Origin of the sequence: Streptomyces sp. NPDC086519, from assembly GCF_040686075.1 — a bacterium.
In the GTDB taxonomy this organism is placed as follows: Bacteria; Actinomycetota; Actinomycetes; order Streptomycetales; family Streptomycetaceae; genus Streptomyces; species Streptomyces shenzhenensis.
Genome location: NZ_JBFBJL010000040.1, coordinates 1 through 19,759, shown reverse-complemented (window position 1 = coordinate 19,759; position 19,759 = coordinate 1). Strand labels below are relative to the sequence as shown.

The window sequence follows — 19,759 nt, the reverse complement described above, 5'->3', positions numbered from 1 at the left end:
TCATGCCCCTCACGGCGTACGACCTCACCGGACGCACCGCATTCGTCACCGGCGCCGCCGGCGGCATCGGCCGGGCATCGGCCGTGCTGCTCGCGGAGGCGGGCGCGACCGTACACTGTGCCGACCGGGACGCGGACGGCCTGCACGAGACGGCGAGACTGGTCAAGGACCGGGGCGGCACCGCCCGCATCCACACCCTCGACGTCACCGACCGGGCGCTGCTCGGCCAGGCGGTCCGGTCCTGCGAGCGGCTGGACGTCATGGCGGCGATCGCCGGGATCATGCACCGCAGCCCGGTCCTGGACACCCGGGACGAGGATCTCGACCGGGTGCTGGGCGTCAACTTCAAGGGGGTGCTGTATGCCTGCCAGGAGGCGGCGCGGGTGATGCTGGCCGGGCGGAGAGGGGGCAGCATCATCACCATGGCCTCCGGCGCGATCGACACCGGCGGCCCCGGCCTGCTCTGCTACGGCGTGGCCAAGGCGGCCGTGGTCCAGCTGACCAGGACGCTGGCGAGCGAGGTCGGCCGGCAGGGCATCCGCGTCAACGCGGTCGCCCCGGGCTGGACCCGCACCCCCATGACCGATCGCGACGACAGCACGGAGCAGCGGCGGACGGAGGACCGGATGGCGCGGATGGCGCCACTGGGCCGGGTCGGCGAGGCCGAGGACGTCGCGCACGCCGTGCTCTATCTGGCGTCCGACGCCTCCTCGTTCACGACGGGCCAGATCCTGCGCCCGAACGGAGGGGTGGCGATGCCGTGGTAGCTCCCTGCGAGCGCCACGCCGTCCGCCACCGCGCCGGTCCCAGGGCCCCCGCGGCCCGGGACCTCGGCACGCAGTTCACGGGCAGCAGGCTCAACCCCCAGCCGCCGGCGGCCACGGTCCCCTCCAGCGCCCCGGCACCGCCGGTATACACGATCCGCAGCACGGCCCACCACCACACCGCCGTCAGCCCCAGCACAACCCCCCAGCGCACTATCCGCCCCACCATGGCCGTCACCTCCAGCCGGACGCTAGAACGCCGCCCGGCCCACCGGGGAGGCGCACCGAGGGCTCATCGATGCAACGGCCGTGGACCGGCATCGGCCTCTGCTATGCGTTCTCCGCCTGGAACATCCAGTGGTGCTTCTCCAGATCCGCCGTGATCCCGATGAAGATGTCCTGGGAGACCGGGTCCGCCTCCGCGGTCGCCCGCACCCGCTCCCGCATCCGGGTGATCACCGCGCCCAGCGCGTCTACCAGGGCAGCCACCGCGTCCGAGTCCTTGACCCAGCCCGCGGGGAACGGCCCGATGCCGCTGCCGGCGGCCACGGTGGCCGCGCGCCCGTCCGGTGAGACGCCCAGCGCCGCCGCCCGCTCGGCGACGGTGTCGGAGTGCACCCGGGCCGTGTCCACGACCTCGTCCAGTTGCAGGTGGACGGTCCGGAAGCGGGGCCCGACCACGTTCCAGTGGATCTGCTTGGCGGCCAGTGCCAGGTCCACCAGGTCGACGAGGCCGCCCTGTAGCGCCTCGGCCACGGTCTTCAGGTCCGCGTCGGACAGCGGGCTTTTCACGACGTACATGTGTGCTCTCCGGTCGTTCGCCCCCTGTCACGTCCCTCCACCATGACCGGCCCCCCGGACACCGGCAAATGGGCGCACCCCGCCCGCGGACGCGCGAAGGCCCCGGCCGCACCTCCCCAGGTCTTCCCGGGAAGGCCCCGGCCGGGGCCTCGCGCACTTCTTCGACGCCGGGTCGGCGCCGCGTCGGTTACGTCCGCGCAGGCGTCACGCGGCGACCACGTCCACCGCCTCGGCGGGCGCCTTGATGGTCACCCGTTCCGGTGGCACACCGGCCACCGAGACGGTACCCAGCATCGGGCGCACCGGCGTGGGCACGGACTGGGTTGCCTGGGCGGACTGGGCCAGCTCGGCAAGGGCGAGCTCGTCGCTCACTTCTCGCATGAGCTCGGACATCCGTACGTCCAACGCGTCGCAGATGGCGGAGAGCAGCTCGGAGGAAGCCTCCTTCTGCCCCCGCTCCACCTCGGAGAGATAGCCGAGTGAGACTCGGGCGGACGAGGAGACTTCGCGCAGAGTACGGCCCTGGCGCTGGCGCTGCCGACGCAGCACGTCACCCAGCAGGCGACGGAGCAGAATCATCGGTGGCTCCCTCCTCGGACCGCGTAGCCGCATCCTTCACGCCCCACCGTACCGCCTTGCGCCGCGGCCGTGCGGGGAGCGATGTCGTGTTCACTCAGGGCTGCAAACATCAAAACCCCCCGTTCTGTTCCGTATCCTGTGTCCGCTCATTCCCGGTCTGTTCGCCCGCAAGCTCCCTCAGGAGCAGTGCGAGTACGCTCCGTACACTCTCTCTACGGATTTCCGCGCGGTCGCCGTTCAACCGCAGGGCCTCTACTTTTCCGCCAGCGGCAGAACCAGAACCAGGGCCGAACGGCCCGTCAACGGCCACGAAAACCGTCCCGACCGCTTGGCCGTCCTGCGGTTCCGGACCGGCGACGCCGGTGGTCGCGAGGCCCCAGTCGGCGCCCAGCGCCTTGCGCACTCCGGCGGCCATCTGGGCCGCGACCTGCGGATCCACCGCTCCGCGCTGGGCCAACAGGGTTGCGTCGACACCCAGCAGCTCGTGCTTCAGCTCGGTGGCGTAGGCGGTGACGGAACCCCGGAACACCTTGGACGCCCCGGGGACCGCGGTGATCTCCGCGGCGACCAGGCCGCCGGTCAGCGACTCGGCGACAGCGAGGGTCCGTCCCGTCACCGTCAGCAGTCGCACCAGTTCGGCGGCCATGGAATTCACGCTTCCGTCTCCTCCGACACCGCCGCGCGCTCGGCGATTCCCTGCCGCCGCAGCACAATGGCCTGTCTCACATAGTCGAGGCCGGTGACGACGGTCAGGACGACGGCCGCGGCCATCACCCAGAACCTCGCGGTCGCCAGCCACCCCGTCAGTGCCAGCACGTACATCCCCACGGCGACGCCCTGGGTGAGGGTCTTGAGCTTGCCGCCGCGGCTGGCCGGGATCACGCCGTAGCGGATGACCACGAAACGCATCAGCGTGATGCCGACTTCCCGGGCGAGGATCACGATCGTCACCCACCAGGGCAGATCGCCCAGCCCGGACAGGCAGATCAGCGCCGCCCCCATGATCGCCTTGTCGGCGATGGGGTCGGCGATCTTCCCGAAGTCGGTGACCAGGTTGTAGGTGCGCGCCAGATGCCCGTCGAACAGGTCGGTGATCATGGCGATGGCGAAGGCCGCCCAGGCGAGCGAGCGCCAGGCCGGGTCGTATCCCCCGCCGGCCAGCATCAGCGCGACGAAGCCGGGCACCAGGAGCAGCCGGAGCATGGTCAGCAGATTGGCGACGTTCCACAGGCTGGCCTGGTTGACGGCGGCAGCGGCGATCTTCCCGCCGCGCACGGGCCGCTCGTCCTGGGCACCGGAACCGTGGGAACCGGAATCCCGGGCGGCACCGGGAGTGGCGGCGGAGCCCGGGGCGCCGGGCGCGCCGGACGAGCCGCCCGCGGCGGACGCCGGGACTCCGGTCATCTGCCGGCCTCCTCACTCCATGCGGGCGAGCCATGCAGCGGCTCGGCCACCAGGTCGACACCCTCCGTACCGACCACCTTCGCCTCGACCATACGGCCGACGCGCAGGTCCGCGCCGCTGGTGAGCAGCACCTGTCCGTCCGTCTCGGGCGCCTGGTGGGCCGCCCGGCCGTAGACGCCGTCCTCGTCGTCCACGGACTCCACGAGGACGTGGACGGTCTCGCCGAGGCGCTCCTCGGCCCGCTGCGAGACAAGCTCCTCGGCAAGGCGGGAGATGCGCGCGAGGCGGTCGGCGACGACCTCCTCGGCGAGCTTGTTCTCGTAGGTCGCCGCCTCGGTGCCCTCCTCGTCGGAGTACCCGAAGACGCCGATGGCGTCGAGCCGTGCGCCGTTCAGGAAGCGCTCCAGTTCGGCGAGGTCGGACTCGGACTCGCCCGGGAAGCCGACGATGAAGTTGGAGCGGACACCGGCCTGCGGAGCCTTGGACCGGATGGTGTCGAGCAGTTCCAGGAAGCGGTCGGTGTCACCGAAGCGGCGCATGGCGCGCAGCACGCCCGGGGCGGAGTGCTGGAAGGACAGGTCGAAGTACGGGACGACCTTCGGGGTGGAGGTCAGTACGTCGATCAGGCCGGGGCGCATCTCGGCGGGCTGGAGGTAGCTGACGCGCACCCGGTCGATGCCGTCGACCTCGGCCAGCTCCGGCAGCAGGGATTCCAGCAGGCGGATGTCGCCGAGGTCCTTGCCGTAGGAGGTGTTGTTCTCGGAGACCAGCATGATCTCCTTCACGCCCTGTTCGGCCAGCCAGCGGGTCTCGTTCAGCACGTCGCTGGGCCGGCGTGAGATGAAGGAGCCGCGGAAGGACGGGATGGCGCAGAAGGAGCAGCGCCGGTCGCAGCCGGAGGCGAGCTTGACCGAGGCGACCGGGGAACCGTCCAGGCGGCGGCGCAGGGGCGCACGCGGGCCGGAGGCGGGCGCGACGCCCTCCGGGAGGTCGGCCGGGCCGTGCCCCGGCAGCGCCACCGCAGCGGCCGAGTCCTGCCGCTGGGCCGGGCTGATGGGCAGCAGCTTGCGGCGGTCGCGCGGGGTGTGCGAGGCGTGGATGCCGCCGCCCAGGATGGTCTGCAGCCGGTCGGAGATGTCGGCGTAGTCGTCGAAGCCGAGCACGCCGTCCGCCTCGGGCAGCGCCTCGGCGAGTTCCTTGCCGTACCGCTCGGCCATGCAGCCCACCGCCACGACGGCCTGGGTTCTGCCATGGCTCTTGAGGTCGTTGGCCTCAAGGAGGGCGTCGACGGAGTCCTTCTTGGCGGCCTCGACGAATCCACAGGTGTTGACCACGGCGACGTCGGCGTCCGACGCGTCCTCGACAAGCTGCCAGCCGTCCGCCTCCAAACGGCCTGCGAGCTCCTCCGAGTCCACCTCGTTACGGGCGCAGCCGAGAGTGACTAGTGCGACGGTACGGCGTTCAGGCATGGGCTCAAGACTACTTTGTCTCACTGACAGCCCACGTCGAAGGGGCTGGCCGATCATGACCAACCCCTTGTGTACGCGCATGATCCGGATGATTATCCGACTTCCGGGTCGCCCTTGGTGTACGTCAGGCGCTCCACCGCGCCGGGCCGGAACTGGTCCTCGATCTTCTTGCCGTTGACGTAGAGCTGGATGGCGCCGGCGTCGCCGAGGATCAGATTGATCTTGGTGCTGTCCTGGAAGGTCTTGGAGTCGCCCTTCTTCAGGAGCCCGTCGAAGAGCATCCGGCCGTTGTGGTCCTTGGCCGAGATCCAGCTGCGTCCGCCCACCGCACTGACCTGGACGGTGACCTTGTCCTGGGGCGCGGCGGCGATCGCGCTGTCGGAGGGCGCGGGGGTCTTGCCGGGCTTGCTTTCCTTCGGGGTCGGCGAGACCGGCTCGCTGGTCGTCGGGGCGGGGCCCTCGGCGACCGACTGCTTGGCGTCGTCGCCGCCGCCCTTGACGGCGGTGAAGCCGACGAAACCGACCACGACGACGATCGCGGCCACCATGGCCGCCGTCCAGTTGGGCCCGCGCCGCTCGGGGCGGATACGTTCCGCCTCGAAGAGCGGCGCGGCGGGCGTCGGCGCGGGCCGCCCACCGCCGTGCTCCGCGGCGAACTGCGCGAGCAGCGGCTCGGGGTCGAGGCCGACGGCCTTGGCCAGGGTCCGGATGTGCCCGCGGGCGTAGACGTCGCCGCCGCAGGGGGCGAAGTCGTCGGCCTCGATGGCGTGCACGATGGCGATACGGACCCGGGTGCTCCCGCTGATGCTGTCGACGGTCAGCCCGGCGGCGATGCGGGCCTGTTTGAGGGCTCGGCCTACGGAGGGGCGGTTTTCCTCGGACACGTCTGGGAAGGGACGCTCGTCTTCAGGGGAGTTGCTGCCGATGGACACGGGGGCGCCTTTCGAGCGTGTAGCCACCTGTGCTGGAGGTTCAGTCTAGGGGGGGTGCAAAAGGGTGAGGCAACCGGGCGGTACGACTTTGTACGCCATCGGTATGGCCCGACATCCCGATGACGGGTCAGGTGTGCGCCCCGAAGGGGGTGCACAGCTTTCCTCTCGCTCAACTTGACGTACGTCACAGGGAAACGGTTGCCCTACGGTCCCTAACGGGTGGATCACGACAATGACTCCTCCCGGGCCGGCAGGCGTCCGCGGCCCTGATACAGACCTACCCCTCGGACTCCCCACGGATCACAGCAAGCACCCCGTCCAGCTCATCAGGTTTCACCAGAACGTCACGCGCCTTGGACCCCTCGCTCGGTCCGACCACCCCGCGCGACTCCATGAGGTCCATGAGCCGGCCGGCCTTGGCGAAGCCGACGCGCAGCTTGCGCTGGAGCATGGACGTGGAGCCGAACTGGGTGGAGACGACCAGCTCGGCCGCCTGGCAGAGCAGGTCGAGGTCGTCGCCGATGTCCTCGTCGATCTCCTTCTTCTGCTTGGAGCCCACGGTGACGTCGTCCCGGAAGACGGGCGCCATCTGGTCCTTGCAGTGCTGGACGACGACGGCGACCTCCTCCTCGGTGACGAACGCGCCCTGCATACGGGTCGGCTTGTTCGCCCCCATCGGCAGGAAGAGTCCGTCGCCCTTGCCGATGAGTTTCTCGGCGCCGGGCTGGTCGAGGATGACGCGGCTGTCGGCGAGGGAGGAGGTGGCGAAGGCGAGCCGGGAGGGCACGTTCGCCTTGATGAGACCGGTGACCACGTCGACCGACGGGCGCTGGGTGGCGAGCACCAGGTGGATGCCGGCCGCCCGCGCGAGCTGCGTGATGCGCACGATCGCGTCCTCGACGTCGCGGGGGGCGACCATCATCAGGTCGGCGAGCTCGTCGACGATCACCAGCAGGTACGGATACGGCTGCAGCTCCCGCTCACTGCCCTCGGGCAGCTTGACCCTGCCCTCGCGGATCGCCTTGTTGAAGTCGTCGATGTGCCGGAACCCGAACGCGGCCAGGTCGTCGTAGCGCAGGTCCATCTCGCGGACGACCCATTGCAGCGCCTCGGCGGCCCGCTTGGGGTTGGTGATGATCGGCGTGATCAGGTGCGGGATGCCCTCGTAGGCGGTCAGCTCGACCCGCTTGGGGTCGACGAGGACCATCCGCACGTCCTCCGGGGTCGCCCGCATCATGACCGACGTGATCAGGCAGTTGATGCAGGACGACTTGCCGGAGCCGGTGGCGCCGGCGACGAGCATGTGCGGCATCTTCGCCAGCGAGTGCATGACGTAGCCGCCCTCGACGTCCTTGCCGAACGCGACCAGCATCGGGTCGTCGTCCTCGGCGGACTCGGCGAGCCGCAGCACGTCTCCGAGGTTGACCATCTCGCGGTCGGTGTTGGGGATCTCGATGCCGACCGCGGACTTGCCGGGGATCGGGCTGATGATCCGCACGTCCGGGCTGGCGACGGCGTACGCGATGTTCTTGGTGAGGGCGGTGATCCGCTCGACCTTCACGGCGGGGCCGAGCTCGACCTCGTAGCGGGTGACCGTCGGCCCGCGGGTGAAGCCGGTGACGGCCGCGTCGACCTTGAACTCCGAGAAGACGTTGGTGAGCGAGGCGACCACCCGGTCGTTGGCCTCGCTGCGGGCCTTGCCGGGACCGCCCCGGGTGAGGAGGTCGAGCGACGGCAGCGAGTAGGTGATGTCACCGGAGAGCTGGAGCTGCTCGGCGCGCGGGGGCAGCTCGCGGGGCTCCTCGGGGGCCGGTTTGGTCAGGTCGGCGACGACCGGTTCGACCTTGAGCTTCTCCTGCTTGGGCCGTGCGGCCGGGACCGGGCTCGGGCTCGGGCTCGGTGCCGGCACGGGCGTGGTGTCCTCGCGGTCACCGACGCTGACGCCCTGGGTGAGGTCCGCGACGAGCGGGGAGGGCGGCATGCCGTGCAGGACGGCGCCGTCGAGCGCGGCCGCGGCGGCCGCCGCGACGTCCACGGCGTCCATCTGGCGGCCCAGCTCGGGCTGCGGCACGGCGGAGCGCCGCGGGCGGCCCCGGCGCTTGGCGAGGGCCTCCTGCTCGGCGCTGTCGGGGTCGTAGTCCTTCGGGGCGCCGGAGCGCCTGCGGGGGCGCGCGGGCAGCGCCTCGCGCCACTGCTCGTCGTAGCGCTCGTCGTCTCCGCCGTACTCCGGGTACTCGTCCGGCTCGGGGTCGTGCAGCAGACCGAGGCGCACGCCGAGCGCACGCAGTCGCTGCGGGACGGCGTTCACCGGGGTCGCGGTGACCACGAGCAGCCCGAAGACCGTGAGCAGCACCAGCAGCGGTACGGCGAGGACCTCGGTCATGGTGTACGTCAGCGGGGTCGCCGCCGCCCAGCCGATGAGGCCGCCGGCGTCCCTTATGCCCTGCATGCCGGCGCTGCGGGCGGGTGAGCCGCAGGCGATGTGGACCTGGCCCAGCACGCCGATGACCAGAGCGGACAGACCGATGACGATCCGGCCGTTGGCCTCCGGCTGCTCGGGGTGGCGCATGAACCGTACGGCGATCATCGCGAGCAGTATCGGCACCAGCAGGTCGAGGCGGCCGAAGGCGCCGGTGACCAGGATCTCGACCAGGTCGCCGACGGGACCGCGCAGGTCGGCCCAGGTGCCGGCGGCGACGATCAGGGCGGTGCCGAGCAGCAGCAGGGCGACGCCGTCCTTGCGGTGCGCGGGGTCGAGGTTCTTGGCGCCCTGTCCTATGCCGCGGAAGACGGCGCCGACGGCGTGCGCGAGGCCCAGCCAGAGGGCGCGCACCAGGCGGTACACGCCCCCGGTGGGGCTGGGCGCCGGCTTGGGCGGCGGCGCGGACTTCTTCGCCGCGGTCCTCTTGGCGGGCGCCTTCTTGGCCGGGGCGTTCTTCGCGGCGGCCTTCTTCGCCGGCGCCTTCGAGGCAGCGGCCTTCTTCGCGGGCTGCTTCTTGGCTGCCGAGGGACGTGAGGCCATGGGTGTGAGGTTACCGGGGGATGGCACACGGGACACGTGTGCCCACAGCTTCACCCGTTCGTGTCGCCCTTCGCGGGGCGTGGAACTGACGCACGCTCATGGGCAACTGTGTCCGCGGTCGCGGTCAGTTCTGCGACGGGAGCGGCGGCGTGGAGCCGCTGGTGCCCGGTTCGAGGGCGTCGAGCGCCCGGCGCAGGCCGGTGAGTTTGCGCTCCAGGTGGGCCGCCGTGGCCACCGCGGCCGCGTCCGCGGACTCGTCGTCCAGCTGCTTGGACAGCGCCTCGGCCTGCTCCTCGACGGCCGCGAGCCGCGCGGACAGCTCGGCGAGCAGTCCGGCGGACTCCTTGCCGGCGACCGCACCCTTGCCGCCGCCCTCCAACTGGAGCCGCAGCAGCGCCGCCTGCTCGCGCAGCTGGCAGTTCTTCATGTACAGCTCGACGAAGACCGAGACCTTGGCGCGCAGCACCCACGGGTCGAAGGGCTTGGAGATGTAGTCGACCGCGCCCGCGGCGTAGCCCCGGAAGGTGTGGTGAGGGCCGTGGTTGATGGCGGTGAGGAAGATGATCGGGATGTCCCGGGTCCGCTCCCGCCGCTTGATGTGCGCCGCGGTCTCGAAACCGTCCATGCCCGGCATCTGGACGTCCAGCAGAATGACCGCGAAGTCGTCCGTGAGCAGTGCCTTGAGCGCTTCCTCCCCGGACGATGCCCGCACCAGTGTCTGATCGAGCGCAGAGAGGATGGCCTCCAGCGCCAGCAGATTCTCCGGCCGGTCATCGACCAGGAGGATCTTGGCCTTCTGCACCATGGCCCGCCCTCCTCGCCCCGGATGTGCACCGGGCGCCGCCCCAGGGGACGACTCCCTTGCGCCGCCCGTCCTTGTGCCGGTCATGGTAGCCGCACCCCGCCCGTCGCCACACCCTGTCACCGCGATGTCACTGTGCACATAGCAGAAACGCAGCCGGAGACCAGAAGGTTCCCCCGATCCCGCACTTCTACACGGGTTCCACCCGCTGAGTCGGCAACTCCCCGTGCTCACGGAAGGTTCCCGCAACGTTCACATCACACCTGACCGTTCCGGTCACTCCACGCGCATCCACTGCTCCATCACCGTCAGAAGGTGATCGGGGTCGACCGGCTTGGTGACGTAGTCGGAGGCACCCGACTCGATGGCCTTCTCCCGGTCGCCCTTCATCGCCTTCGCGGTGAGCGCGATGATCGGCAGCCCGGCGAACTGCGGCATCCGGCGAATCGCGTTGGTCGTCGCATAGCCGTCCATCTCAGGCATCATGATGTCCATCAGGACGACCGCCACGTCGTCGTGCTGTTCCAGGACCTCGATGCCCTCCCGGCCGTTCTCGGCGTACAGCACCGACAGGCCGTGCTGCTCGAGAACGCTGGTGAGCGCGAAGACGTTGCGGATGTCGTCGTCGACGATCAGCACCTTCTCGCCGCCGAACCGCATGCCCCGGCGCGACTGCGCGGACGTCACCTCCTGCTCGGCCAGCACCGGCCACGCCTCGGCCAGCGGAGCCCCCCGGCGCCTGCGCCTGAAGAGCGCGGCGGCGCCGTTCTGGGTCTCCTGGTACGACTTCACCTCGGCCGGCGTCTCGATCTCCGCGCCGGACAACTCCGAGGTGTGGTTCCGCGAGGCGACCAGGTCCCCGGCCTCCAGCTGCGGCACGGGCTGCTGGTAGCCCTGCGGCGGCAGCTCACTGGGGTGCAGCGGCAGGTAGAGCGTGAACGTGGAGCCGCGGCCCGGCTCGCTCTGCGCGTAAATCTCCCCGCCGAGCAGTTGCGCGATCTCGCGCGAGATCGACAGGCCGAGGCCGGTACCGCCGTACTTGCGGCTGGTCGTGCCGTCGGCCTGCTTGAACGCCTCGAAGATCACCCGCATCTTGCTGGCCGCGATCCCGATGCCGGTGTCGGTCACCGAGAACGCGATCAGCGGCGCGTCCGGGTCACTGAGCGAACCGGCCTCCAGGAGCTGCTCCCTGATCCCCACCGGGACATCGCCGCTCGCCGGCCGGATCACCAGCTCCACCGAGCCGGAGTCGGTGAACTTCACCGCGTTGGACAGCAGGTTGCGCAGCACCTGAAGGAGCCGCTGCTCGTCGGTGTGCAGGGTGGCCGGCAGCTCCGGCGAGACCCGCACCGACAGGTCGAGGCCCTTCTCCGCGGTCAGCGGCCGGAACGTGGCCTCCACGTAGTCGACGAGCTGGACGAGCGCGATACGCGTCGGGGAGACGTCCATCTTGCCCGCCTCGACCTTCGACAGGTCCAGGATGTCGTTGATCAGCTGGAGCAGGTCGGAGCCGGCGCCGTGGATGGTCTCGGCGAACTCCACCTGCTTCGGCGAGAGATTGCCCTCGGCGTTGTCGGCGAGCAGCTTGGCCAGGATCAGCAGCGAGTTGAGCGGGGTGCGCAGCTCGTGCGACATGTTGGCCAGGAACTCGCTCTTGTAGCGCATGGAGACCGCGAGTTGCTCGGCGCGCTCCTCCAGGACCTGCCGGGCCTCCTCGATCTCGGTGTTCTTCACCTCGATGTCACGGTTCTGCTGGGCCAGCAGCTCGGCCTTCTCCTCCAGTTCGGCGTTCGAGGCCTGGAGGGCCTTCTGCCGGTTCTCCAGCTCGGCCGACCGCTCCTGGAGCTGCTCGGTCAGCTCCTGGGACTGCTTCAGCAGCAGCTCGGTCTTGGTGTTGACGGAGATGGTGTTGACGCTGGTCGCGATCAAATCGGCGATCTGGTCGAGGAAGTCCTTCTGGATCTGTGTGAACGGCGTGAAGGACGCCAGCTCGATGACCCCGAGCACCTTGCCCTCGAACAGCACCGGGAGCACGATCACCTGCGCCGGCGGGGCCTCGCCCAGGCCGGAGGAGATCTTCAGATACCCGGTGGGCGCCTTCTCCACCAGGATCGTGCGCTTCTCCTGCGCGGCCGTGCCGATCAGCGCCTCACCAGGCCGGAACGACGTCGGCATGGAGCCCATCGAGTAGCCGTACGAGCCGAGCATGCGCAGTTCGTACGCGTCCTCGTTCTCGGTGTTCGTGTCCTTGCCGTCGACCAGGGGCATCGCCAGGAAGAACGCGCCGTGCTGCGCGGTCACCACCGGTGTCAGCTCGCTCATGATCAGGGAGGCCACGTCCGCCAGGTCGCGGCGGCCCTGCATCAGCGCGGAGATACGGGCCAGGTTGCCCTTGAGCCAGTCCTGCTCCTGGTTGGCGACCGTGGTGTCACGCAGGTTGGCGATCATCTTGTTGATGTAGTCCTGCAACTCCTGGATCTCGCCGGACGCGTCCACGTCGATCTTCAGGTTCAGGTCGCCACGGGTCACCGCGGTCGCCACCCGCGCGATGGCCCGCACCTGCCGGGTCAGGTTCCCGGCCATCTCGTTCACGGACTCGGTCAGGTCCCGCCAGGTGCCGTCGACGTCACGCACGCGTGCCTGGCCGCCCAGCTGGCCCTCGGTGCCCACCTCGCGGGCCACCCTGGTGACCTCCTCGGCGAAGCTGGACAGCTGGTCGACCATCGTGTTGATCGTCGTCTTGAGTTCGAGGATCTCACCGCGGGCGTCAATGTCGATCTTCTTGGTCAGGTCGCCCTTGGCGATGGCCGTGGTGACCATGGCGATGTTGCGCACCTGGCCGGTCAGGTTGGACGCCATCTGGTTCACCGACTCGGTGAGGTCCTTCCACGTACCCGCCACACCCGGCACGTGCGCCTGACCGCCCAGGATGCCGTCCGTGCCCACCTCACGGGCCACCTTGGTGACCTGGTCGGCGAACGAACTCAGCGTCTTCACCATCTGGTTGATCGTGTCGGCGAGCTGGGCCACCTCACCGCTCGCCTCGATGGTGACCTGCCGGGTGAGGTCGCCGTTGGCGACCGCCGCCGAGACCTGGGAGATGTTGCGCACCTGCGTGGTCAGGTTGTTGGCCATCTGGTTCACGTTGTTGCTGAGGTCCTTCCAGATACCCGTGATACCCGGAACGTGCGCCTGACCGCCCAGAATGCCCTCGGTGCCCACCTCACGGGCCACCCTGGTCACCTGCTCGGCGAAACTCGACAGCTGGTCAACCATGGTGTTGACCGTCGTGACGAGCTCAAGGATCTCGCCCTTCGCGTCAACAGTGATCTTCTTCGACAGGTCGCCCTTGGCGACCGCCGTCGTGACCTCGGCGATGTTGCGCACCTGGATGGTCAGGTTGTTCGCCATGAAGTTCACGGACTGGGTGAGGTCCTTCCAGGTGCCCGCGACCCCCTGCACCTCGGCCTGGCCGCCGAGGATGCCCTCGGTGCCCACCTCGCGCGCGACGCGCGTGACCTCCTGGGCGAACGACGACAGCTGGTCGACCATCGTGTTCAGGGTGTTCTTCAGCTCCTGGATCTCACCGCGCGCGTCCACGGTGATCTTCTGGGAGAGGTCACCGCGGGCCACCGCGGTGGCGACCTGCGCGATGTTGCGCACCTGGGCCGTCAGGTTCCCGGCCATGCCGTTCACCGAGTCCGTCAGGTCCCGCCACACACCGGCCACACCGGGCACCTGCGCCTGACCGCCCAGCCGTCCTTCCGTACCCACCTCACGGGCCACCTTGGTGACCTGGTCGGCGAAGGCGGACAGCTGATCAACCATCGTGTTGATCGTGTTCTTCAGCTCAAGGATCTCACCGCGCGCGTCGACGTCGATCTTCTGGGACAGGTCGCCCCGCGCCACCGCCGTCGTCACCTGGGCGATCTGCCGCACCTGGGAGGTCAGGTTGCCGGCCATGAAGTTGACGGAATCCGTCAGCTCCTTCCAGGTGCCCGACACGCCGTCCACCCGCGCCTGACCGCCCAGCCGGCCCTCGGTGCCCACGTCCCTGGCCATCCGCGTCACCTGGTCGGCGAAGCTGGAGAGCTGGTCCACCATCGTGTTCACGGTGTTCTTCAGCTTCAGCATCTCGCCGGAGACGTCGACCGTGACCTTCTGCGACAGATCACCGTTGGCCACCGCCGTCGTCACCTGCGCGATGTTGCGGACCTGACCGGTGAGGTTGCGGAACGCGGTGTTGACGGAGTCGGTCAGGTCCTTCCAGGTGCCGGCGGCTCCGGGCACCTGCGCCTGGCCGCCCAGCTCGCCCTCGACCCCGATCTCCCGGGCCACGCGGGTGACCTCGGCACCGAACGACGACAGTTGGTCGACCATGCCGTTGACGGTGTTCTTCAGCTCCAGCATCTCGCCGGCCACATCGACGGTGACCTTCTGCGACAGATCGCCGTTGGCCACCGCCGTCGTCACCGCGGCGATGTCGCGCACCTGGGTGGTCAGGTTCCGGAAGACCGTGTTGACGGAGTCCGTCAGGTCCTTCCAGGTACCGGCCGCGCCCGGCACGTTCGCCTGGCCGCCGAGCCGCCCCTCGCCGCCGACCTCGTTGGCCACGCGCGTGACCTCGTCCGCGAAGATCCGCAGCGTCTCGGTCATCTGGTTGATCGTCTCGGCGAGCTGCGCGACCTCACCGCGCGCCGGGACGGTCACCTTGCGGGACAGATCGCCGTTGGCGACCGCGGTGGTCACCTCGGAGATCCCCCGCACCTGGGCCGTCAGGTTGCCGGCCATGGTGTTGACGGAGTCGGTGAGTTCCTTCCACGTCCCCGCGACCCCCGGCACGTGCGCCTGACCGCCCAGGATGCCGTCCGTGCCCACCTCACGGGCGACCCGGGTCACCTCGGAGGAGAACGCCGACAGCTGGTCCACCATCGTGTTGACGGTTTCCTTCAGCTCCAGCATCTCGCCGGCGACCTGAACCGTGACCTTCCGCGACAGATCGCCCTTGGCGACCGCCGTCGTCACCAGCGCGATGTCCCGCACCTGCGCCGTCAACCGGTACGCCATCGTGTTCACGGAATCCGTGAGGTCCCGCCACGAACCGGACATACCGCGCACCCGGGCCTGCCCGCCCAGCTTGCCCTCGGTGCCCACCTCGCTGGCCACGCGCGTGACCTCGTCGGTGAACGTCGACAACTGGTCGACCAGGTTGTTGACGGTCCGTCCGACCTTCAGGAACTCACCGCGCAGCGGATGCCCGGCGGCCCCGTCCGCCGACGGCGACCGCAGCTCCATGCGGGGCGACAGATCGCCCTCGGCCACCGCCGTCAGGACCCGGCCCACCTCGGAGACCGGCCGCACCAAGTCGTCGACGAGCGCGTTGGAGTTGTCGATGGCGGCCGCCCAGGAGCCCTCACAGGCGCCCGTCTCCAGCCGCTCCGTGAGCTTTCCCTCACGTCCGACAACGCGCCGCACCCGCGACAGCTCACCCGTGAGGTGGAGATTTCGGTCGGCCACCTCGTTGAAGACCGCCGCGATCTCCGACATCACGCCGTCCCCGGACACCGTGAGCCGCTTGCGGAAGTTGCCGTCCCGCATCGCCAGGAGCGCCGCCAGCAACCGGTTCAGGGAAGCCGTGTCCACCGCGGTGGTCCCGTCACCGCCCCGCTGCCTGCTCAGGGACGGTCCGCCCTTCGCGCGCGCCTTAGTGCCCCGCGCCGCTGCGCCAGACTCCACTGTGTCCCTCCCGCGGGGGTCGACCGTTACTGCTGTGCTCGGACACCGCATACTCGGCGTACCGCTTACATGGGCGTACCAGTTACTGCTGCGTATTTCTGCCAGACGAGATCCGGCCACACCAGGGGCTGCTGCCCGCTGTACACGGAACGCACTCGGGCTGACCGGACCTTCTCCAGAAGCTTGCCCAGTGTTTCACCCCGGCCGAACCAGGCCATAACAGTTCGGCAGCTTCGCACATCGTCCGCACACCCTGGGGGCGTAAACACCGGCGACCGGCATCCGCTCGGACGGCGAAGGTAAGTAACCTTGCATGCGGCTGTCCAGCCGCACCGGTCCGTCCGGCCTGGGCGGTGGCACGAGAACGAGCGGGCATTCGGAGGGGCGGCCGCAGACCATGACCACCGGAGTGATCCCCGGGGGACACAACCCGGAGCCACGGCCCACGGGCGAGCACATGCCGCACCAGCGGCATCAGCCGGCCGGCCAGGCAAGCCCGCATGTAGAGACCCGGTCGAGGAGTTCTGTGATCACCGCGCGCGCGGCCGCCAGCTTCGAGCCCGTCGGGCGATCGGTCGCGACCGCCCGGTCCTTCGTCCGCGACACGCTCCAGGGCTGGGGCTTCGCGGACGTCGTCGACGACGCCGTGGTCCTCACCAGCGAACTGGTGACCAACGCGGTGGTGCACGCCGGCACCCATGCCGAGGTGCTCTGCCTCCGCATGGACGACGGCGTGCGCATCGAGGTCTCCGACCGCTACCCGGAACGCGAGGTCCCGCTCCAGGGCTCCGCGGTCAACATGGGCAGCCCCGACCGCGAGGGCGGCCGCGGCCTCCAGCTCTGCGCGGCCCTCGCCGCCCGCTGGGGCGTGGAGTACACGCCCACGCACAAAAATGTCTGGTTCCAGCTCGATCTCCCCGAGCGCCCGGTGGGCACCCGCGCCGCCGGCCCCGCCCTCCCCGCCGACCTGCTGCCCCTGGCCGACGGCCGGGTCCGGGTCGCGGTCGTCCAGATCGACCGCAAGGGCTCCATCTCGGCCTGGAACGAGGACGCCGAGGAGATCTTCGGCCACACCGCCATGGACGTCACCGGCAAACCGCTCACCGACCTCGCCGCCTGGCCGCACACCCCCGGCACCGGTACCGGCATCGCCGAGGCCCTCCAGCTCTCCCGCTGGGAGGGCAGCTACGGCATCCGCGGCGCCGACGGCCGGGTGACTCCCGTCTACGCCTCGCACCTGAGAGTCCGTGACACCGGCGGCGAGCCCTCCACGGTCTGCCTCCTCGTACGCGACCACGAACGGGCCGTCCTCCAGACCCCGTTGCGCGTCCCCGCCTCCGACACCGGCGGCGCCTCCGACGGCCAGAGCAGCGACCCCTTCGAGGTGTTCATCGGCTCCCCGGCCCCGGACGACCTCGACGGCCTCCTCCAGCGCACGGTCGAACGCGCCCGCGACATGCTCGACGGCGACTCCGCGTTCCTGCTCCTCGCGACCGACGACGAGACCGAGTTGGAGGTCCGCGCCTCCACCGGGCTCCCCTCCGCCCGTCAGCGCTTCGCGCGCGTGCCCGTGGAAGCCGGCCCCGGCCGCTACGGTTCGGCCCGTATGCCGGCCGTACACGACGATCTGGTGGCCGTTCCGGGCGCGGTCCCCCTCCTGGGCGGCACCGGCATGCGCTCGGTCGTCACGGTCCCGCTGAAGGTCGAGGGCCGTCTGACCGGCTCCCTGGGCGTCGCGGCCGAGGCACCGGGCAGATACTCCAACGAAGAGGCCCTGCGCCTCCAGTTCGCCGCCGACCGCATCGCCCTGGCCGTCGAGTCGGCCCGCCTGGGCGAGCTGGAACGGCTGCGCCGCGGCTCCCTCAGCTTCCTCGTGGAAGCCTCCGACCTGCTCGCCGGCACCCTGGACCGCGACCAGACCCTCGCCCTGATGGCCCAGATGACGGTCCCGACCCTCGCCACCTGGTGCGCCGTCTACACCATCGCCGACCAGGCCTCCGAGCCGTACCTCTCGTACGTCCTGCATGAGGACGAGGAACTCATCGACGGCATCAAGTCGTTGCTCTCCAAGGTGCCCCCGCCCGACCCGGTGCCCACGCCCGGCGCCCGCGTCTGGACGGTCCCCGGCGACCACGCCCACCAGGCCGCACTGCGCAGCTCCATGCGCAGCCTCGGCCTGGCCGGCGGCCCCACCCGCCAGGTCTCCTCCGGCATCGGCCCGACGCTCGCCACGGCCTCCGCCGTGGGCGGCGAGACAGTGGTCCTCCCCCTGGTCGCCCGCAACCGTGTCATCGGCATGCTCACCCTCGGCAAGCCCACCGACGAACACTTCCGCCAGGAGATCCTGGAACTGGCCGAGGACCTGTCCCGCCGGGCCGCGCTGGCCCTGGACAACGCCCGCCTGTACTCGGAGCGCACGGCCATCAGCCAGGCCCTCCAGCGCAGCCTCCTGCCCCCGGGCACCCCGCACATCGAGGGCATGGAGGTCGAGGTCATCTACCGCGCGGCCGGCGAGGGCAACGAGGTCGGCGGCGACTTCTACGACGTCTTCCCGATCTCCGACAACGCGTACGGCTTCGCCATCGGCGACGTCTGCGGTACGGGTCCCAACGCGGCCGCCGTCACCGGCCTCGCCCGGCACGCCCTGCGCCTGCTCGCCAGGGAGGGTCTCAGCGGCCCGGCCGTCCTGGAGCGCCTCAACTCGGCCATCCTCGACGAGGGAGCCCGCAGCCGCTTCCTGACCCTCCTGTACGGCGAGATGCGCCCCCAGGAGGACGGCAGCGCGGAGATGAAGGTGGTCTGCGCCGGCCACCCGCTCCCCCTGCGCCTGCGCCAGGACGGCACGGTCGAGGCGGCCGCCGAACCCCAGCCGCTCCTCGGCGTCATCGAGGACCTGGAGCTGTACGAGCAGACGGTCACCCTCGACCCCGGCGATGTCCTCCTGTGTGTCACGGACGGCGTGACGGAACGCCGGGAGGGCACCCGCATGCTCGGCGACGACGGCCTCGCCGACGTTCTCACGACCTGCACGGGCCTGACGGCCGGCGCGGTCGCCGCACGCATCATGCGCGCGGTGGAGCGCTTCGCGTCGGACGCCCCTTCGGACGACATGGCGATTCTGGCGATGCGAGTTCCGGGCCTCCAGAAGGACTGAGCGGGAGAACGAGGAAGGCGAGGAAGGCGAGGAAGAGGGCATGGAAAAGGCCCCGCCCTTGACGGGCGGGGCCTTTTCCAGTGGAGCCCCCAAACGGAATCGAACCGTTGACCTTCTCCTTACCATGGAGACGCTCTACCGACTGAGCTATAGGGGCCTGTCGCCTTTTTCGAGGTTTCCCCCGCGGCAACGGAATAGATCATACCCCGAACAGACCCGAGTTCCCAAACTCGTTCAGAAAGCAGGCTGGAGCAGTCCACCCAGTGCATTGCAGGCGGAGACGATCCGCTGCATCTCCCGCTTCGTCAACGACGCGTCCACCGGCAGCGCCAGCGTCTCGTCCGCGGCGACCTCCGTCTCCGGCAGCGAGACAAAGCGCCGGTATTCCGGCAGGCGGTGCACCGGCGTCTTCACCGGCACCCGGCAGTCAACTCCCTTGCCCCGCAGGGCGCGAGCGAAGGCGTCCCGGTCGGGCCGGCCGTTCCCCGGCACCCGAACGACGTACTGCTGGTAGGTGTGCCCGTCCCCGCCGTCCGGCGTCCGCACACCGCGCAGCTTCGCGTCGAGGTAGGACGCCCGCTGCCGCCGCTGCGCGATCTCGTCGTACGGAGCCTCGGACTCGCCCTGCTCCAGCACCAGCAGCCCGTGCCGCTGCCCCAGCTCCCGCAACCGCCTGATGTCAGCCCACCGTCCAAACCGGTGTACGACAACGACCGCGGCGGAACGGGCAGTTACGGCCGCTTCCACCGCCGTCACGTCGAGGCAGTAGGTCAGCGGATCTATGTCGGCGAACACCGGAAGCGCACCGGCCAGAGTCACGGCCTCGGCGACTTCGACGTTCCCGAAGGCCGGCACGATCACCTCGTCGCCGACTCCGACACCGGCCGCCCTGAGCATTGCAGCAGTACCCATGCTGGGATGCTCGGCGGGGAACGTGAACGACACGTTACGCAAACCAAAAAAGGGTTGGACCCGGAACCGAAGTTCCAGATCCAACCCTTTCAATATTTGTTCGGCGGCGTCCTACTCTCCCACAGGGTCCCCCCTGCAGTACCATCGGCGCTGTAAGGCTTAGCTTCCGGGTTCGGAATGTAAC

General features: G+C 69.9%; 13 protein-coding genes, 1 tRNA gene and 1 rRNA gene. 2 read left to right on the top strand and 13 right to left on the bottom strand.

Features of this window, described 5'->3' with window-relative positions:
- Positions 1-2: 2 nt before the first annotated feature.
- Positions 3-767, top strand: coding sequence for an SDR family NAD(P)-dependent oxidoreductase (locus AB0P24_RS31150; protein WP_365799829.1), 765 nt, complete (start codon positions 3-5; stop codon positions 765-767).
- On the opposite strand, the gene AB0P24_RS31145 is transcribed toward AB0P24_RS31150, so the two are convergent.
- The 10 genes from AB0P24_RS31145 to AB0P24_RS31100 form a co-directional block, all read right to left on the bottom strand.
- Positions 715-993, bottom strand: coding sequence for a hypothetical protein (locus AB0P24_RS31145; protein ID WP_365799827.1), 279 nt, complete (start codon positions 991-993; stop codon positions 715-717). The genes AB0P24_RS31150 and AB0P24_RS31145 overlap by 53 nt on opposite strands.
- A 101-nt stretch (positions 994-1,094) precedes the next feature.
- Positions 1,095-1,565: a DNA starvation/stationary phase protection protein gene (locus AB0P24_RS31140; RefSeq protein WP_365799825.1), complete on the bottom strand. Its 471-nt coding sequence runs from the start codon at positions 1,563-1,565 to the stop codon at positions 1,095-1,097.
- Positions 1,566-1,769: 204 nt separating this feature from the next.
- Positions 1,770-2,144, bottom strand: coding sequence for a helix-turn-helix transcriptional regulator (locus AB0P24_RS31135; RefSeq protein WP_365799823.1), 375 nt, complete (start codon positions 2,142-2,144; stop codon positions 1,770-1,772).
- A gap of 109 nt (positions 2,145-2,253) precedes the next feature.
- Positions 2,254-2,799, bottom strand: a complete 546-nt coding sequence (locus AB0P24_RS31130) for a CinA family protein (RefSeq protein WP_365799821.1) — start codon at positions 2,797-2,799, stop codon at positions 2,254-2,256.
- Complete coding sequence (pgsA, locus tag AB0P24_RS31125; RefSeq protein ID WP_365799819.1) at positions 2,796-3,548, bottom strand: CDP-diacylglycerol--glycerol-3-phosphate 3-phosphatidyltransferase; 753 nt, start codon at positions 3,546-3,548, stop codon at positions 2,796-2,798. The genes AB0P24_RS31130 and pgsA overlap by 4 nt, the downstream gene beginning before the upstream one ends.
- Positions 3,545-5,017 carry a 30S ribosomal protein S12 methylthiotransferase RimO gene (gene rimO / locus AB0P24_RS31120; RefSeq protein ID WP_365799817.1) on the bottom strand — a complete coding sequence of 491 codons (1,473 nt, stop codon included), beginning with the start codon at positions 5,015-5,017 and terminating at the stop codon, positions 3,545-3,547. Before rimO ends, pgsA begins: the two co-directional genes overlap by 4 nt.
- 92 nt (positions 5,018-5,109) lie before the next feature.
- Positions 5,110-5,949 carry a RodZ domain-containing protein gene (locus AB0P24_RS31115; RefSeq protein ID WP_365799815.1) on the bottom strand — a complete coding sequence of 280 codons (840 nt, stop codon included), beginning with the start codon at positions 5,947-5,949 and terminating at the stop codon, positions 5,110-5,112.
- A 277-nt stretch (positions 5,950-6,226) separates the two neighbouring features.
- Positions 6,227-8,971: a DNA translocase FtsK gene (locus tag AB0P24_RS31110; protein WP_365799813.1), complete on the bottom strand. Its 2,745-nt coding sequence runs from the start codon at positions 8,969-8,971 to the stop codon at positions 6,227-6,229.
- Positions 8,972-9,095: 124 nt separating this feature from the next.
- On the bottom strand, positions 9,096-9,776 hold the full coding sequence (locus AB0P24_RS31105; RefSeq protein ID WP_365799811.1) for a response regulator: 681 nt from the start codon (positions 9,774-9,776) through the stop codon (positions 9,096-9,098).
- A gap of 273 nt (positions 9,777-10,049) precedes the next feature.
- Complete coding sequence (locus tag AB0P24_RS31100; RefSeq protein WP_365799809.1) at positions 10,050-15,509, bottom strand: HAMP domain-containing protein; 5,460 nt, start codon at positions 15,507-15,509, stop codon at positions 10,050-10,052.
- A gap of 397 nt (positions 15,510-15,906) precedes the next feature.
- On the opposite strand from AB0P24_RS31100, the gene AB0P24_RS31095 reads away from it, so the two are divergent.
- On the top strand, positions 15,907-18,663 hold the full coding sequence (locus AB0P24_RS31095; RefSeq protein WP_365799807.1) for a SpoIIE family protein phosphatase: 2,757 nt from the start codon (positions 15,907-15,909) through the stop codon (positions 18,661-18,663).
- A gap of 81 nt (positions 18,664-18,744) precedes the next feature.
- On the opposite strand, the gene AB0P24_RS31090 is transcribed toward AB0P24_RS31095, so the two are convergent.
- The 3 genes from AB0P24_RS31090 to rrf all read right to left on the bottom strand — a co-directional run.
- Positions 18,745-18,820: transfer RNA gene (locus AB0P24_RS31090), tRNA-Thr, on the bottom strand.
- Between the two features lie 77 nt (positions 18,821-18,897).
- Positions 18,898-19,560: a DegT/DnrJ/EryC1/StrS family aminotransferase gene (locus AB0P24_RS31085; protein ID WP_181803594.1), complete on the bottom strand. Its 663-nt coding sequence runs from the start codon at positions 19,558-19,560 to the stop codon at positions 18,898-18,900.
- 113 nt (positions 19,561-19,673) lie between these two features.
- Positions 19,674-19,759, bottom strand: a 5S ribosomal RNA gene (gene rrf / locus AB0P24_RS31080); the annotation flags it as partial.